Source organism: Paraburkholderia sp. RL17-380-BIE-A (genome assembly GCF_046028085.1).
Classification (GTDB): Bacteria; Pseudomonadota; Gammaproteobacteria; order Burkholderiales; family Burkholderiaceae; genus Paraburkholderia.
The window spans coordinates 203,381-219,222 of record NZ_JARESQ010000006.1 but is presented as its reverse complement, the minus strand read 5'-3'; the positions used below and the strand labels follow the sequence as shown (position 1 = coordinate 219,222).

The following is a 15,842-nucleotide window of genomic DNA, read 5'->3' as shown; positions in this document are numbered from 1 at the left end:
AAAGTGTCAAAAGAAACTAAGCAGGGTCGCGTTCTGGTGGTAGGCAGCATCAATACGGATCTGGTCGCCCGTGCGCCGCATTTGCCGCGCCCAGGCGAGACGATCGGCGGGCACGAGTTCTCGCAGGTTGCCGGCGGCAAGGGCGGGAACCAGGCTGTCGCGGCCGCGCGCATCGGCGCGCAGGTGGCCATGGTCGGATGTGTGGGGAAAGACGCGAACGGCGCGCAGCGGGTCAAGGATCTGGAAGCGGAAGGTATCGACTGCAGCGGCGTCGAGGTTCATCCGACCCAGCCCACCGGCGTTGCCATGGTAACGGTGTCGGACGACGGGCAGAATACGATCGTCGTGGTCGCGGGTAGCAACGGCGAACTCACGCCACAGAGCGTGGCTCGCCATGAGGCGGCCATCAAGGCGTGCGATGTCGTGGTCTGCCAGCTCGAAACGCCGTGGGATTCCGTTCACGCGACGCTCGCACTGGCTCGGCGGCTCGGCAAGATCACCGTGTTGAACCCGGCGCCGGCAACGGGGCCGTTGCCAGCGGAATGGCTGCCGCTCGTCGACTACCTCGTGCCGAACGAGGTCGAGGCCGCGATCCTGGCCGGCCTGCCGGTCGAATCGCAAAGCGGCGCCCGCCGCGCGGCGACGGAGCTGCAAAGAGGCGGCGCGCGCAATGTGATCGTCACGCTCGGCGCGCAGGGGGCTTATCTCCTCGTGGAAGGCGGCGAGGGCATGCATTTTCCCGCGCCGCAAGTGCAAGCAGTCGACACCACGGCGGCCGGCGACACGTTTATCGGCGTCTTTGCCGCGCAACTCGCCTCACGGCAGCCGCTGGAAGGCGCGATCAACCTCGCGCAACGCGCGGCGGCGATTTCCGTGACGCGTGCCGGCGCGCAGCCTTCAATACCCACTCGCGCGGAAGTGGATAGCGCCGCCTGACACGGATGCCGGTTGTGACATGAGGCGGTCCGTACTGCCACTTTCGGTGGCTCGACGTTGATTTATCGGCACCATCTCGCGATGGTGTTCCCTTATCAATCACGCTCTCGAATGGACGAAACATGAGATCACAATGTATAGGCATACTGATGATGTCGCTGGGTCTCGCTGCGTGCGGAGGAAGTATATCGACCACGGATCCTCTCGCTAACGCGCCGAAGATCATCATCGATTCAGACTTCAATACGATGGGGGACGACGGCCAGTTGTTCGCCATGACCACGCAGTTGATGGGACAGGGCAAGGTCAATCTGCTCGGACTCACTGTCGTTACCGGCAACGACTGGCTGCTTCAGGAAGAATCGGATGCGCTCAAGGCAGTGGAGCGCATGGGCGTGCAGAACGTGGTGGGTGTCTACGGCGGCGCGGATTATCCGTTGCACTACGATGTGGCCAGTATTCGCGCCCAGCAGGCGGCTAACCCGCAAGGCTATTTTGGGGCATGGAGCCGCCCCGAGCCTACCCAGCAGTCGCAGCTAGTGGCTCCGCCGGATGGCTTCGCGGTGTCGACGAAACTGCAGACGCAGAGCGCTGCGGATTTCATGATTCAGACCATCAAGCGTTATCCGAACCAGGTCACCATTCTCGAAGTGGGACCCCCTACCAACCTCGCCACAGCGATCATGAAAGCGCCGGAGATCGTGCCGCTGATCAAGCGGATCGTCTATATGGGCGGCGCGATGGCTGTGCCGGGCAATGCTAACGCCGTCGGGGAGTTGAACTGGTGGTTCGATCCGCTCGCGGTACGCACGGTGTTGCAAACGCCGATTCCCCAAGCCGTGATTCCCCTCGACGTGACGAATACGGTGCCGCTGACGCAAAGCGTGTATGACCAGATCGTCAATGACCCGAACAGGCAGACCGCGGTGACGAAGGCGTATGGGATTGCCAATGCGGGTGCATTCGCGAGTCATACCGATCTGTTCGATACGCTGACTATTGCCTACTTTCTCGATCCTGGTTACGCCACGCAAACCAAAAGCGCCTACCTCGATATCGACACGGCGAGCGGCGAAGATCAGGGGCATGTGATGGTGTATCCCGATCAGCCGGCAGCGGGAGCTTCTCCGCAGAAAATCACCTACGTGACGCAGTTCGATAACAACCGGTTTTTCAGCCTTTATGTTGATCTGCTGACGCGACCCGTGCCGATTACGTTGCCGTGATGTCGTGCCGGTTGCCGGCAGCCGTGGCGGCAGTTCTCGTCGTATGCCTGGACTCATGGCCGTTGACCTGGCAAAATAGGGTGCCCGGATGCCGTCATGTGTCGCGAGTCTGCAAGCGGTTTGGATATCTCTACGAATAGTAATGGTGGTATGGAAACAAAACGATCGCGGGTTCGCCGTCAAATATTGTGTCCGCCGATCGGTGCGCTGCTGCGCTACCAGACACGCATCGTCCGCGTCGTTGCAGAAGCGCGCGGGCAGCGGGCAATGATCGAATCGCTCGACACCACGGGCAGGGCATTCGTCAGTACCGTGAAGTGGGCTAGCCTGTGTGAACTCGGCGCGCAGTTGTTCTGATCCGGACGCCGGAGCGGGTGTCAGCAGAATCAGGGAGCGGTCTTATGCGGAAACGGAAGGTCGCAGCAAAGATGGGCGGAGGATCGAGTCTGCCGGAACTGCTGAGCCGGCTTGAACTGGCATTGGTGGGAATGCCCGATCGCAAATCGGTTTGCAAAGCACTGCTGGATCTGAACCGGGCGCTCGGCTCGGTCGGCGAGACAGCGCCGAGACGATGCAGTCGGACTACGCATCCGAGGCGTCAGCGCCAGACGGCGGTCGAATCTTTGTCGCTGTTTTCTTGAGTCTGTTTGTCGGGAGCTGTGATCCGCTAGCTTTTATCGCTTGCATTCAAATAGCGGCGTGAAATGCGGGTTGGCATTTCCGTCTCGTGTTTGGGCTCAGGCCACACACTATGTGGATTCAGGAGCCTGCCAGGAGCGCGAAATCCACGTCTTTGCTCTCGACCACGCCGCCCGTACGCCCCGGCGCGCGTTGATTGCTCCAATAGAGATTCGTGTGTGCGATCACTCCGTCCGGTGGAGGCGCGCCCCATGGCGTCATGTCGACCGTCGTATGAGCGTCGCTGACCAGAATCGCGTCATAGCCACGCACGAGCGCGCCGTGCAGCGTCGAACGAATACACATGTCGGTTTGCGCGCCGGTCACGATAAGCTTACCGACAGCAAGCGTCGATAGCACATGCTCGAGGTTAGTGCCTTCGAACGCGTCGCGGTAGCTCTTTTCAATAATCGCCTCCGAGTGTCGTGGCGACAGCTCGTCGACGATCTGCCACGGGCCGCTGCCAGGTTCCAGCTCTTCGTCACCGTGGCGGACCCAAACGAGCGGTACGTTCGCGCTGCGCGCTTTCTCGACGAGCATGTTGACTGCGCGCAGCACTTCCTGGCGGCGATAGGCTTGAGCGACGACGCCGTTCTGAAGATCGATGACAATGAGGGCGGTATTCGGGCGATTGACGAGCGTAGTCATGGAGTCTCGAGTCGGTTCGGTTGAATCGCAAACACAGCGAGCGAAATTCTGCGGTTCAGGTCTCATGGAGAATAACTCAAGCGCGCGGCTACGGTCGCCCTTTGCTGACATCTCCGCTATTGCCGCAGCGGCCTCAACCCTGCACGAACCTCCTCTGCGAACAACTGCGGCTGTTCCCAGGCCGCAAAGTGTCCGCCCTTGTCGAGCCGGTTGTAATAGACAAGGTTGTGATACGCACGCTCGGTCCAACTCCGCGGGGCCTGATAGTTCTCGCGAGGAAAAACGCTCACGGCAGTGGGAACCGATACATCGGCGCTGGCCAGAAAGTTGAAATGAGACTCCCAATAAAAGCGCGCGGCGGAAATGCCCGTGTTCGTCAACCAATAGAGCGTGATGTCGTCGAGGACATCGTTGCGGGTCAATTCGCCCGCGGACTCACCATTGACGGGATGCCCAAACACGGCCGAGGTCAACGCCGCCGCTGGCTGAACATAGCCGTCGCCGTGATCGAGAAGCCAGCTCGCCAGCGCCACGGGCGAGTCGGACAATCCGTATAGCGTTTGTGGACGCGTCCCCATCTCCAGCGCGTAGGCGCGTCTCTTCCTGGCCGCACTGGCCAGCTGCTCATAAGCGTGCCTTTCGTCATCCGGGAGGCCGGAGGGCGTCGGATCGCCGGCCTGAAGCGCCTTTGCTATTTCAGCGGGAACGGTGGCGGGAAAGTTGACATGAATGCCCAACAATTCCGGTGGCGCCTGCTTACCCATTACGTTGCAGACAACGCCGCCCAGGTCGCCGCCTTGTGCGGCGAATTTCTCGTAACCAAGGCGTTTCATCAGCACGACCCAGGCGCGCGCTGTCTTCTCCGGCCCCCAACCGGTCGTGGCCGGTTTGCCTGAAAAACCGTAGCCGGGCAGCGACGGAATGACCAGATGGAACGCATCCGACGCACTCGCGCCATAGGCCGTTGGGTTGGTCAACGGATCGATGATCTTGAACTGCTCGACGACCGACCCGGGCCACCCGTGCGTGACGATGAGCGGCATCGCATTCTCGTGCTTCGACCGAACGTGGATGAAATGAATGTCCAGCCCATCGATCTCGGTTACGAACTGCGGCAGGGAATTCAGCTTCGCTTCACATTTGCGCCAGTCGTAGTCCGTTGCCCAATGGCGCGCGAGTTCCTGCACCATTGCGAGCGGCACGCCTTGGGAGTCGTCGGTAACCGTCTCCCGTTCAGGCCACCGTGTTGCCTTGATGCGCCTTCGCAAATCGACAAGCTGCGATTCAGGTACGTGTACACGAAGTCGACGAATAGCTGTTTTGTCGCCGTCGGCCGCTTGAGCGACCTGAGCGATAGCCGGGTTCGTTTCTGCAACCGCGAACTGGCTCAATGAGCCGGCCGCAACGGTAGCCGCCACGACGCCGACGAAATGACGGCGAGACGGCGATTGGGGAGAGGTGTTGTCTGACATAGGGCCTCTAAATCGTGACGAAGACAAGTTCCTGATCAATGGCGACGTGGTCCTGCGAGCCACTGCTGGCATCACTCGACGCACAGAGCGCTCGACACGGACGCGTTGGGGTGCGCGGAGGTACTTCTCCGGCTTCCTGGAAGTCGGTCCAAAAGCATGCGTAGAGTCACGCTCAACCTGATGTGGCACGCGCAGATGCATTGCCGCACGAGCCCAACGCCCGATGTCCGTATTCGAGCGCACGGATATATCCCGCATGTGTCGGGAACGGTGCTTTTTGTGTACGGCTGTATCAACCTGTTCTGAAGATACATTGCAATACAAACGGTCATTGTGCTCGCGCGATTCCCGCCTGATGCGGAGCGGATTGAGGCGGTGCCGCAATTGGCGGAGCATCTTGAGCGCATTCATGATGCTGATTGTGTCTGTGTCCATGGATGGGCCGGAGTGGTTGCATGCTGCCGTCGCGCAACCGGCGTTTTGACAGTCCATTCGGCGACTCCGCCAACATCATCTTCCCGCTGCCCGCATTTTCAACTCTTATATAAGACATAAGACATTTGACCTTGCCGCCGGATCCTATTAAAATCGTGCCGAAAACAGTGCCCGGCACAGTCTCGGCGTGCCTTGCAAGCTATCCCCTGAAACGCAAATACCAGCAGGTTCCCCATGCTTGAAAACTATCGTGTTCACGCGGCCGCACGCGCCGCGCTCGGCATTCCTCCCCTGCCGCTGACGGCTCAGCAGACCGCCGAGTTGGTCGAGCTTCTGGCGAATCCGCCGGCCGGTGAAGAGCAGACCCTGCTCGACCTGCTCACCCACCGCGTGCCCGCCGGCGTGGACGAAGCGGCCCGCGTGAAGGCAGGTTTCCTTGCCGCCGTGGCCAAAGGCCAGACCGCCTGCGCACTGATTTCGCGCGCCCGCGCCACCGAACTGCTGGGCACGATGCTGGGCGGCTACAACATCCAGCCGCTGATCGAGCTGCTGTCCGACGCCGAAGTGGCAGCCGTAGCCGCCGACGCGTTGAAGAAAACCCTCCTGATGTTCGACCAGTTCCACGACGTCAAGGAACTGGCCGACAAGGGCAACGCGCACGCCCAGGCCGTGATGCAAAGCTGGGCCGAGGCCGAATGGTTCACCAGCCGTCCGGAAGTGCCGCAAAGCCTGACTATCACCGTCTTCAAGGTCACGGGCGAAACCAATACCGACGACCTGTCGCCGGCCCCGGATGCCACCACCCGCCCGGACATCCCGCTGCACGCGCTGGCCATGCTGAAGAACGCGCGTCCCGGTATCACGCCGGAAGAAGACGGCAAGCGTGGCCCGATCAAGTTCATCGAGTCGCTGAAGGAAAAGGGCCACCTGGTCGCGTACGTGGGCGACGTGGTCGGCACCGGCTCCTCGCGCAAGTCGGCCACCAACTCGGTGCTGTGGTTCACGGGTGAAGACATTCCCTTCATCCCGAACAAGCGTTTCGGCGGCGTGTGCCTGGGCGGTAAGATCGCCCCGATCTTCTACAACACCATGGAAGACGCCGGCGCCCTGCCGATCGAACTCGATGTGTCGAAGATGGAAATGGGCGACGTGGTCGAACTGCGCCCGTACGAAGGCAAAGCGCTGAAGAACGGCGAAGTGATCGCCGAGTTTCAGGTCAAGTCCGACGTGCTGTTCGATGAAGTGCGCGCCGGCGGCCGCATTCCGCTGATCATCGGCCGTGGATTGACCAGCAAGGCGCGTGAAGCGCTGGGCTTGCCCCCGTCGACCCTGTTCCGCCTGCCGCAGCAGCCGGTCAACAGCGGCAAGGGCTTCTCGCTGGCCCAGAAAATGGTCGGCCGCGCCTGCGGCCTGCCGGAAGGCCAGGGCGTCCGTCCGGGCGCGTACTGCGAACCGAAAATGACCTCGGTCGGCTCGCAGGACACCACGGGCCCCATGACCCGCGACGAACTCAAGGACCTGGCGTGCCTGGGCTTTTCGGCCGACCTCGTCATGCAGTCGTTCTGCCACACCGCGGCCTATCCGAAGCCGGTGGACGTGAAGACCCACCATACCCTGCCGAACTTCATCAGCACCCGTGGCGGCATCGCGCTGCGCCCGGGTGACGGCGTGATCCACTCGTGGCTGAACCGCATGCTGTTGCCCGACACCGTGGGCACCGGCGGCGACTCGCACACGCGCTTCCCGATCGGTATCAGCTTCCCGGCCGGTTCGGGTCTGGTCGCGTTTGCCGCCGCCACCGGCACGATGCCGCTGGACATGCCGGAATCGGTGCTGGTCCGCTTCAAGGGCAAAATGCAGCCGGGTGTGACCCTGCGCGATCTGGTCAACGCGATTCCGCTCTACGCCATCAAGCAAGGCATGCTGACGGTGGCCAAGCAAGGCAAGAAGAACATCTTTTCGGGCCGGATTCTCGAAATCGAAGGCCTGCCCGAACTGAAGGTCGAGCAAGCGTTCGAATTGTCGGATGCTTCCGCCGAGCGCTCGGCCGCCGGTTGCACAGTCCACCTGAACAAGGAACCGATCATCGAATACCTCAACAGCAACGTCACGCTGCTGAAGTGGATGATCGCCGAGGGCTACCAGGACCCGCGCAGCCTGCAGCGCCGTATCAAAGCAATGGAACAGTGGCTGGCTGACCCGCAACTGCTGTCGCCGGATGCCGACGCCGAGTACGCAGCCGTGATCGAGATCGATCTCGCCGACATTCACGAGCCGATCGTGGCCTGCCCGAATGATCCGGACGACGTGAAGACGCTCTCGGACGTGGCCGGTGCGAAAATCGACGAAGTGTTCATCGGGTCGTGCATGACCAACATCGGTCACTTCCGTGCCGCATCGAAGCTGCTTGAAGGTAAGCGCGACATCCCCGTCAAGCTGTGGGTGGCCCCGCCGACCAAGATGGACCAGAAGCAGTTGACCGAGGAAGGCCACTACGGCGTCTTCGGTACAGCCGGCGCCCGTACCGAAATGCCGGGCTGCTCGCTGTGCATGGGCAACCAGGCTCAGGTGCGCGAAGGCGCGACGGTCATGTCGACCTCGACCCGTAACTTCCCGAACCGTCTGGGCAAGAACACGAACGTGTATCTCGGCTCGGCGGAACTGGCGGCGATTTGCTCGCGTCTGGGCAAGATCCCGAGCAAGGAAGAGTACATGGCAGACATGGGCGTGCTCACCGCCAACGGCGACAAGATCTACCAATACATGAACTTCGACCAGATCGAGGACTTCAAGGAAGTGGCCGACACCGTGCAGATGTAAGCGTGCTGTCGGGCTACGACGTGTTGTTCTGGGTCGTAGCGCTGCAGAGTGGCGCCGCAGGCTGAAAGGCCTGCGGCGCCATTTTTTTTTCGACGTCGGAGAGCGACCGAAACGGCCGACGCCTACTTTGAAATCTCGTCGAGCATGCGGCCGCCCGTTTCCATCGCGAAGGCGCCGACCACAATCGACCCGAGCACCGAGACGATGGCGAAATAGCCAAATACCGCTTCAATGCTCAGATACGTCAGCAGTCCGCCGATAATGACCGGTCCGACCACCGACGAAAGCCTTGTGATGGCGGACGCAGCGCCGGCACCGCTGGCGCGGATTCGGGTCGGATACACTTCGGGCGCATAGACATAGACTCCGCACTGGACGATCGCAATCATGGCAACGCTGATCGACGCCAGGACCAATACCTGTTCGGCGGGTACGCGCGCACCGCTGAAGGCGAGATAGAGCATCGGGACCGCCGCGCCGAGAAAGGCGATGGCGAAAGTCTTTCTGCGGCCGAGATAGTCGATCACGAATACGCCGATCACCGTGCCGATGAACGTCGCGATCATGCTCACCATTCCATAGCGCAATGCGACATTGAGCGGCAAGTGATAAACCGTCCGGTACAGCGACGGCAGCCAGACCAGAATGCCGTACGTCGTCAGACTCGCGCAGCAGGCCATCACCCACACCACCAACGTGCGCGCCGCAAAACCAGCCTTGAATAGCGCGCGAAACGACTCCTTCTTTCCGTCGGGTTGGGTTTCGACAATTTGCAAAGCGGGCAGGCGCGCATAGTCGGAAGCGGGCATGGATTGTTCGATGCGTTCGAGGATCTGATTTGCTTCGGCAGCGCGTCCGTTGATCGCAAGCCAGCGCGGCGATTCAGGCGCGGTGCGCGGCAGGATCGCCGCAAGCACGATAGGCAGCGCGCCGACCACGAACATCGCCTGCCATCCATAGGTGGGAATCAGCCACATCGCGGCAATCGCGGCAATCAGATTGCCGACCGCAAACGTCGATTGAAGAATGAAAATCAACCGGCCGCGTGTTTTCGCGGGGCACAGTTCGTTCATGTAAGTGGCCGAGACGGGCGACTCGCCACCGAGCCCAATGCCCTGGAAGAACCGCAACGCGATAAATACCGCATAGCTGGGCGCATACGCCGATGCGAGACTGCCCAGCGCCAGAATCACGAGAATCCAGCGCAGCACGCGCAAGCGCCCAAAGCGTTCGGCGGCGGCGCTGAAAAACAGTGCGCCGATGGTCTGCCCGACATAGCCGCCCGAGACCAGCCAACCCGCGTCCGCGGGCGTCAAATGCCACAGGCCGATCAGCACCGGCATGACGAAAGCGATCGTCAACGCGTCGAACGCATCGGTCATGTGGACGAAGCCGATGACTCCCAGCACCCGTGTATGCCAGCGTGTGAGCGGCAAACGTTCGATTCTCGCCGAGATGGTCGCCGCGTCATGCAGACCGCTTGCGCGCGTGACGACGTCAGCGTCGTTCTGTTTCATTGTGCTTGAGATTTCCATCATGTCCTCGAAAGGGATACTGCGGGGAAGAACGCGGCTTTAGATGAAATTCAGGCCAGGTCGAGAGTCAGCGATTCGCTCTTCGCGCGGGAGACGCAGATCATCATTACCTTGCCGGCGGCTCGCTCGGATTGCGTCAGTACGGAATCGTGGTGGTCCGGGCAACCACTCAGCACGCGGGTTTCGCATGCGCCGCACAGTCCTTCGCGGCAGCTGTATTCGACATCGACGCCGGCTTCTAGCAACACGTCCAGCAGCGCTTTGCCCGCCGGTACGACGAGCTCTCTGCCGCTGCGCGCGAGCGTCACCGAGTAGCCCGGCTGCTGCGTATCGGCGACAGGAAGGCTCGCGGCAAAGCGCTCGATATGCACGTTGCGAATGCCGGCAACGGCGCAGCCAGCTTCGAACGCGCTCAGCATCGCGCCCGGTCCGCAACAGTAGGCGTGAACGCCAGCCGGTTGTTGCGCGAGGAATGCGGCGAGATCGAATGGGCGTCCGTCGTGTTCGTCGTCGAAATGCAGAAGCACGTCGCCGCGCAGCGCCGCCAGTTCGTCGAGAAACGCCGCTTGCGCACGAGTGCGCGCGCAATACACGAGACACGCGTTCTTGCGCGTCTGACGCAAACGGCGGTACATGCACAGCATCGGCGTGATGCCGATGCCGCCCGCAACCAGCACGGTCCCACTTGCCTGTTCATCGAGCGCGAAGTTGTTGCGCGGCTTGCCGATCTGGATCGTCGTGCCGCAACGCAATTGCTCATGCACGTAGCGCGAACCGCCGCGACTCTTTGCATCGTCCAGCACGCCGATTACATAGCGAGCGCTTTCGTCCGGCGAGTTGACGAGCGAATAGCTGCGCGTGATGCCGTTCGGCAAATGCAGATCGATATGCGCACCCGGTGTGAAAGGCGGAAACACGGTGCCTTCCACCGGCACGAGTTCGATACTCAGAACCCGCGCGGCTTCATGGCGGATCGTGCGAACCCGTGCACTGAGGCTCGCGCCAGGGCGCGCCGCGCCGCCGGCAACTGATTGTTCGTCCATGTGTTCATACTCTCGATAGATGACTGCGCCGCGCAATCAGGACGTCTCGGTTTCGCGCTCGTCTTTCTGACGCGCACCGTGCACCGAGAAAAAGCGCGCGCGATTGACCTTCTGTCCGATCGCCGCCTCATACGCTTCCCGAACTTCTTCGGGTTGTCCGTACTGTCCGATGAAATCGCGCAGATAGGCGCCGAGCAGCGGATGCGCGGCGAGCGCTTCGCGCGTCATGCCGTTCAGCATTTCGTCGCGGCACGCCGACGGCAAATAGACGTTGTGATTCGCGGCGCTGTCGGTAATCAAACCCTTCGGCGTCTTGCCCTCGGCCACCGCTTCGAGTTCCTCGAAGAAGCGCCGGCGCAACATCACAATGCCGCGATCGCTCGCGCCCAGCGTCTCTTTGGTGCGGTCGGTGATCGCGCCCTGGCCGACCCATGCGGCGAAGTCCTGGTTTGCCACGTGGCTCGTGATCCACTCGCCGTTTTCGTCGCGCACTGGCCCATACCACGAAGGAATGTGTTGCTGAACATAGGGCTCCTGTTCCTTCGGCACCTTGTTGAATACCCACAGCAGGCTCAACGTGTTTTCATCGTCGATAGGCACGCGCCATTCGAAATGGTGTCCAAGGTAAAAGCCGTTCGGCCACAGAGTCACGCGGCCCGTGGTCCACATCGGGTTCTCCTCGTTTTCGTGCGCGCGCAGACGTTTGTAGATGAAGCCGTAATCGAACTCTTCGTACAGCGTGCGCAAGTGCGTCGGCACGTGTTCGGACTGGCTGTCCTGTTGCCGCTCGGTCCAGTTGTTGTGCGTCCATTCGAAGTGGATCGGATCGATCGAATTCTCCTGGCACTGAAACCAGTTGCACGGAACCTCCGCCATCACGACCTGCGCGAAGCCATTCGTGTAGTTGAACGGCTCCCAGTCCGGCAATTCCGGCGCGGGCGCGGGGCCCATGTAGGCCCAGATCATGCCGGCCTTCGCGCGCACTTCGTACGCGGTGATCTTTGTCTTCTGACGCAGCCGCGCGTCGACGTCCACGATCTCTTCATACGGCTGGTGCGTGCATTGGCCGCTCGCATCGAATTCCCAGCCGTGATACGCGCAGCGCAAGCCGCATTGCTCGACGAAACCGAACGCGAGATCGGCGTTGCGATGCGGGCAACGGCGCTGCACGAGGCCGAACGTGCCGCTCAGGTCCTTGAAGAGCACGAGGTCCTCGCCGAACAACCGGATCGGTCGCACCGATTTCTGATCGAACTCGCTGACGCCCGCGACCGGGTGCCAGTAGCGGCGCAAGTAGTCACCCATCGGCGTGCCCGGACCCACCTGGGTGAGTAGATTGTTTTTTTCCTGACTCAACATGTCCTGTGTCCTCGAACGTTGGAAACGCGGCTTGGCGCATGAGCCATGCACTGCCGGCGATGTGTGAATTCTTCGCGACGGGCCCGGCGTTGCACAACCTCTCCAAAATCCAAAAAGGTTGCCGTTCGTCTCGCGTGCCTATCCGCTTGCCTGACGCCGAGGGGCGGGTTTTTCCTGGTCTTTCCCGCTTGCTGTCAAAAACAATCCGCCTCAGAATGACTGTTCATTTACGTTCTATATGTTCAATATTGAACATATAGAACGTCATAACGTGAGGATGGACATGCTGAAGATCGGGATCATCGGTGGCGGAATTGGCGGGCTGGCCGCGGCAATCGCATTGCGCAAGGCGGGGCATCAGGTCACCGTGTTTGAACAGGCGGAGCGCTTCGGGCGCGTCGGCGCGGACATCAACCTGACGCCCAACGCGGTGCGCGCGCTCGACGGACTCGGCGTCGGCGCGCAGTTGCGCGAGACGGCGGCGCGTCCGAGTGCGCGGATCAGCCGGATGTGGGACACCGGCGAGGAAACCTCGCGGCTGGCGATGTCGGACGAGGCAGAACGCAAATACGGCGCGCCGCAACTGACCATGCATCGCGCGGACGTGATGGCGGCGCTCGAGCAGGCGCTATTGCCCGGCGAACTTCACCTCGGCAAGCGCACGGAGACGTTCGGCGAAACCGGGAACAGTGCGACGGTCAGGCTCGCGGACGGCTCGACCCACGTATTCGACCTGCTGATCGGTGCGGACGGCATCCATTCGGGTGTGCGCAAGTTCCTGTTCGGCGACGAACGCCCGCAGTTCACCGGCATCGTGTCGTACCGCGCGGTCGTGCCGGCCGACCGGCTCTCGGGTGGCGATCTTGGCGCGTTCGTCAAATGGTGGGGGCCGACCGACGATCTGCAGATCGTCACATTCCCGCTGAACCGTGGCCGCGACGTGTTCATCTTCGCGACCACGTCGCAGGCCGACTGGACCCACGAATCGTGGACCACGCCCGGCGACCCGGACGCGTTGCGCGAGGCGTACGCGGCGTTTCATCCGGAAGCCCGCGCGTTGCTCGCCGCGTGTGACACCGTGCTCGCGTCGGCGTTGTATATTCGCGATCCGCTGCCGAAGTGGACCGGTCAACGTATGGCGCTGCTCGGCGACGCCTGCCATCCGATGATGCCGTTCATGGCGCAAGGCGCGGGCATGGCTATCGAAGATGCCGTAGTGCTCTCGCGCGCACTGAAGGACATCGGCCCGGACGGCCTCGGCGCGGCGCTGGCGCGCTATGCCGAGGCGCGTCAGTCGCGCACGGCGCAAATCCAGATCGGGTCGCGCGGCAATAATTGGCTCAAGGCCGGCGGCAACGCCGACTGGGTGTACGGCTACGATGCGTGGACCGTACCGCTGCCGGAACAGGCTCGCGAACTGGCGTAGCCGCTCACCACTGAACATGCCTCGATGACAGAGACACCCGACACCCCAAAGCCCGCCGACAATTCCGCTTCGCCGGTGGAACGCGCGTTCCGTTTGCTGCGGTTCATCGCCGAAGGTGGCTCGACCGCCAATCTGAGCGACGTGGCGCGACAGATCAACGTGAACCGCGTGACGGTGATGCGCCTGCTCGAGTCGCTCAAGGCCGCAGAGCTGATCGAGGCGAACCCGCAGGGTGGATCACATCGTCTCGGCATGCCGTTTCTGACGCTCGCGGCGAGCGCGCTCGGCGGCTCTGACCTGACGGCGCGAGCGCGCCAGATACTGCCCGGACTGGTGGAGAAAACCGGCCTGTCAGCGTATCTCGCGGTGCTCGAAGGACCTCGGATCGTCTATCTGCTCTGCGAGACGCCGGACATGCCACTCGTGAGCCGGATTCGCGTGGGTAGCCGGATTCCCGCACATCGCGCGACGCCTGGGCTCGCGATGCTCGCCGGCCTCGCGCCGGCGGCGCTCGACGCGCTCTACGCGAGCTATCCCGAAGACGAGGACCGGCCCGACTGGGACACACTGGCCGCAGCGCTCGACACCGTGCGCGCGAACGGCTGCGCCTGGAGTTTCTCCGGCCTCGAAGCGGGCATCGATTCGTGCGCGGCGGCGGTCAGGGACAGCCGGGGCATCGTGGTCGCGGCATTGAGCGTCGCGGGCCCGAACAGCGCTTTTTCCGCCGCTGAGACGCTGCGCGCCACCGCCGAAGCCAGCGTGAAAGCCGCCGCAGACGCGCTCTCCCGTTCGAGTCTGTAGCCCTTGTTCCGTATGCGGATCAGGCTCCGCCATGGAGCCGTTGCTTAATTTCAAAACGAGACGATCGGATACTTTTTCGGGAGCCACGGTCCTTGGCGTGCTTTTTTGCGTCGCCAAGAATCCCCCCATCTGCTTGCCGGTTCGTGTCGAACCGCCGGCGGCCGATGCGCGATGTGCGGCCATAAGAACACACAGCTGTTCGAGTCGCGCATTTTCGGGGAGGCCGGTTGACGTGACCGACTCCAAACCCACAATGATAAGCATTGCTGCATAAAAGGCTTGGTGAAAAATGAAGGTGACACGATCGGTTCTCTCCGCGACATGGCTCGCAGCAGTGACAGCATTCGCCAGCGGCGGCGCACAGGCGCAAAGCAGCGTGACGCTGTACGGCATTGTCGACACAGGCGTCCAGTACTACAACAAAGCAGCGAGCGGCGGTTCTGTCATCGGCATGCCTTCGCTAACGGGTGAAGTGCCGTCGCGCTTCGGACTGCGCGGCACCGAGGATCTCGGCGGCGGCTACAAGACGTTCTTCGTGCTCGAAAATGGCTTTGCGCTAAATAGCGGCGCGCTCAACTACGGCGGACGCCTGTTCGGGCGTCAGGCGAACGTCGGCGTCAGTTCTCCGTACGGCGCGTTGACGCTCGGCCGGCAGATGAACATGTCGATGTACGTGCTGTTGAACGCGGACGTGATCGGCCCGTCGATCCATTCCATGGCGAGCTTCGACAGCTATTTGCCGAACGCGCGCAGCGACAATGCAGCGGGTTACCTGGGCAAGTTCAACGGCTTTACCGTGGGTGGAACTTATAGCACCGGGCGTGACGCGGCGGGCCCCGCCGGTCCGTCCGCGACCAACTGCGCCGGCAATGTGGCGGGCGACCCGGTCGCATGCCGGCAATACACCATGATGCTCGCGTACGACGCGCCGCAATTCGGCGCTGCCGCATCATATGACGTGATGCGCGGCGGCACGGGCGCGTCCGCGCCACTGTCGAGCGCGGCGTACACCGATACGCGCACGATTGTGGATGCGTACGCGAAGTTCGGTTCCGCAAAAGTGGGCGGCGGCTGGATTCGCCGCAATACGTCGGCGGCTGCGCACAGCCAGTCCGATATTTATTTTCTCGGCGCTTCGTACTATGCGACACCGGCGTTATCATTTGATGCCCAGGCGCTGCGTTATTTGCTGCGCGAGACATCGGACTCCACGTTATTCGTTGGGCGCGTGAATTACCTGCTGTCGAAGCGCACCACGGTGTACACGTCGGTCGGCTACGTGACGAATAGCTCGCGCGGCGCGGCTGCCGTCGCCGCGGGCGGGTCGGTCGTCGGCGCGGGGCAAAACCAGCTCGGCGTGATGGCCGGCATCCAGCAGCGTTTCTGAGCGCGCGGCGCTTCGCGAGGACCTGACCGCTGGATCCGCCGCGCAGTCGGCATCACGGTGCGATCCACGGAGTATC

12 protein-coding genes are annotated in these 15,842 nt (G+C 62.2%); 7 read left to right on the top strand and 5 right to left on the bottom strand.

All coding sequences use genetic code 11. The features are described from left to right. Positions 1 to 3 precede the first annotated feature (3 nt). From rbsK to P0D68_RS12605, 3 genes are all read left to right on the top strand, one after another. A complete protein-coding gene (gene rbsK / locus P0D68_RS12615) occupies positions 4 to 936 on the top strand; it encodes a ribokinase (RefSeq protein WP_091806517.1) in 933 nt (310 codons plus the stop codon). A 122-nt stretch (positions 937 to 1,058) separates the two neighbouring features. Beyond that, complete coding sequence (locus tag P0D68_RS12610; protein ID WP_408184408.1) at positions 1,059 to 2,162, top strand: nucleoside hydrolase; 1,104 nt, start codon at positions 1,059 to 1,061, stop codon at positions 2,160 to 2,162. A 96-nt stretch (positions 2,163 to 2,258) separates the two neighbouring features. After that, the gene (locus P0D68_RS12605; RefSeq protein WP_408184409.1) at positions 2,259 to 2,519 is read left to right on the top strand and encodes a hypothetical protein; all 261 of its coding nucleotides are present in this window, start codon (positions 2,259 to 2,261) and stop codon (positions 2,517 to 2,519) included. A 402-nt stretch (positions 2,520 to 2,921) separates the two neighbouring features. On the opposite strand, the gene P0D68_RS12600 is transcribed toward P0D68_RS12605, so the two are convergent. Beyond that, entirely contained in the window at positions 2,922 to 3,488 is a 567-nt protein-coding gene (locus tag P0D68_RS12600; protein WP_408294010.1) for an isochorismatase family protein, read from the bottom strand. A 116-nt stretch (positions 3,489 to 3,604) separates the two neighbouring features. Next, positions 3,605 to 4,960, bottom strand: a complete 1,356-nt coding sequence (locus tag P0D68_RS12595; protein ID WP_408294421.1) for an epoxide hydrolase family protein — start codon at positions 4,958 to 4,960, stop codon at positions 3,605 to 3,607. A 669-nt stretch (positions 4,961 to 5,629) separates the two neighbouring features. Here P0D68_RS12595 and acnB point away from each other — a divergent pair. Further along, positions 5,630 to 8,215, top strand: coding sequence for a bifunctional aconitate hydratase 2/2-methylisocitrate dehydratase (gene acnB / locus P0D68_RS12590; RefSeq protein WP_091806536.1), 2,586 nt, complete (start codon positions 5,630 to 5,632; stop codon positions 8,213 to 8,215). A 122-nt stretch (positions 8,216 to 8,337) separates the two neighbouring features. Here the strand turns inward: acnB and P0D68_RS12585 are convergent, their stop codons facing one another. The 3 genes from P0D68_RS12585 to P0D68_RS12575 all read right to left on the bottom strand — a co-directional run bounded on the left by P0D68_RS12585 (position 8,338) and on the right by P0D68_RS12575 (position 12,152). Next, the gene (locus P0D68_RS12585) at positions 8,338 to 9,732 is read right to left on the bottom strand and encodes an MFS transporter (protein WP_408294007.1); all 1,395 of its coding nucleotides are present in this window, start codon (positions 9,730 to 9,732) and stop codon (positions 8,338 to 8,340) included. A 68-nt stretch (positions 9,733 to 9,800) separates the two neighbouring features. Next, positions 9,801 to 10,793 (bottom strand): PDR/VanB family oxidoreductase, encoded by a 993-nt coding sequence (locus P0D68_RS12580; RefSeq protein ID WP_408184412.1) that lies wholly within the window; start codon positions 10,791 to 10,793, stop codon positions 9,801 to 9,803. A 36-nt stretch (positions 10,794 to 10,829) separates the two neighbouring features. Continuing rightward, a complete protein-coding gene (locus tag P0D68_RS12575) occupies positions 10,830 to 12,152 on the bottom strand; it encodes an aromatic ring-hydroxylating oxygenase subunit alpha (protein WP_091806544.1) in 1,323 nt (440 codons plus the stop codon). Between the two features lie 283 nt (positions 12,153 to 12,435). On the opposite strand from P0D68_RS12575, the gene P0D68_RS12570 reads away from it, so the two are divergent. The 3 genes from P0D68_RS12570 to P0D68_RS12560 all read left to right on the top strand — a co-directional run bounded on the left by P0D68_RS12570 (position 12,436) and on the right by P0D68_RS12560 (position 15,766). Next, positions 12,436 to 13,578: an FAD-dependent monooxygenase gene (locus P0D68_RS12570; RefSeq protein ID WP_408184413.1), complete on the top strand. Its 1,143-nt coding sequence runs from the start codon at positions 12,436 to 12,438 to the stop codon at positions 13,576 to 13,578. 24 nt (positions 13,579 to 13,602) lie between these two features. Then, the gene (locus tag P0D68_RS12565; RefSeq protein WP_408294002.1) at positions 13,603 to 14,379 is read left to right on the top strand and encodes an IclR family transcriptional regulator; all 777 of its coding nucleotides are present in this window, start codon (positions 13,603 to 13,605) and stop codon (positions 14,377 to 14,379) included. A 289-nt stretch (positions 14,380 to 14,668) separates the two neighbouring features. Further along, positions 14,669 to 15,766, top strand: a complete 1,098-nt coding sequence (locus P0D68_RS12560; protein WP_408294000.1) for a porin — start codon at positions 14,669 to 14,671, stop codon at positions 15,764 to 15,766. Positions 15,767 to 15,842: the final 76 nt, after the last annotated feature.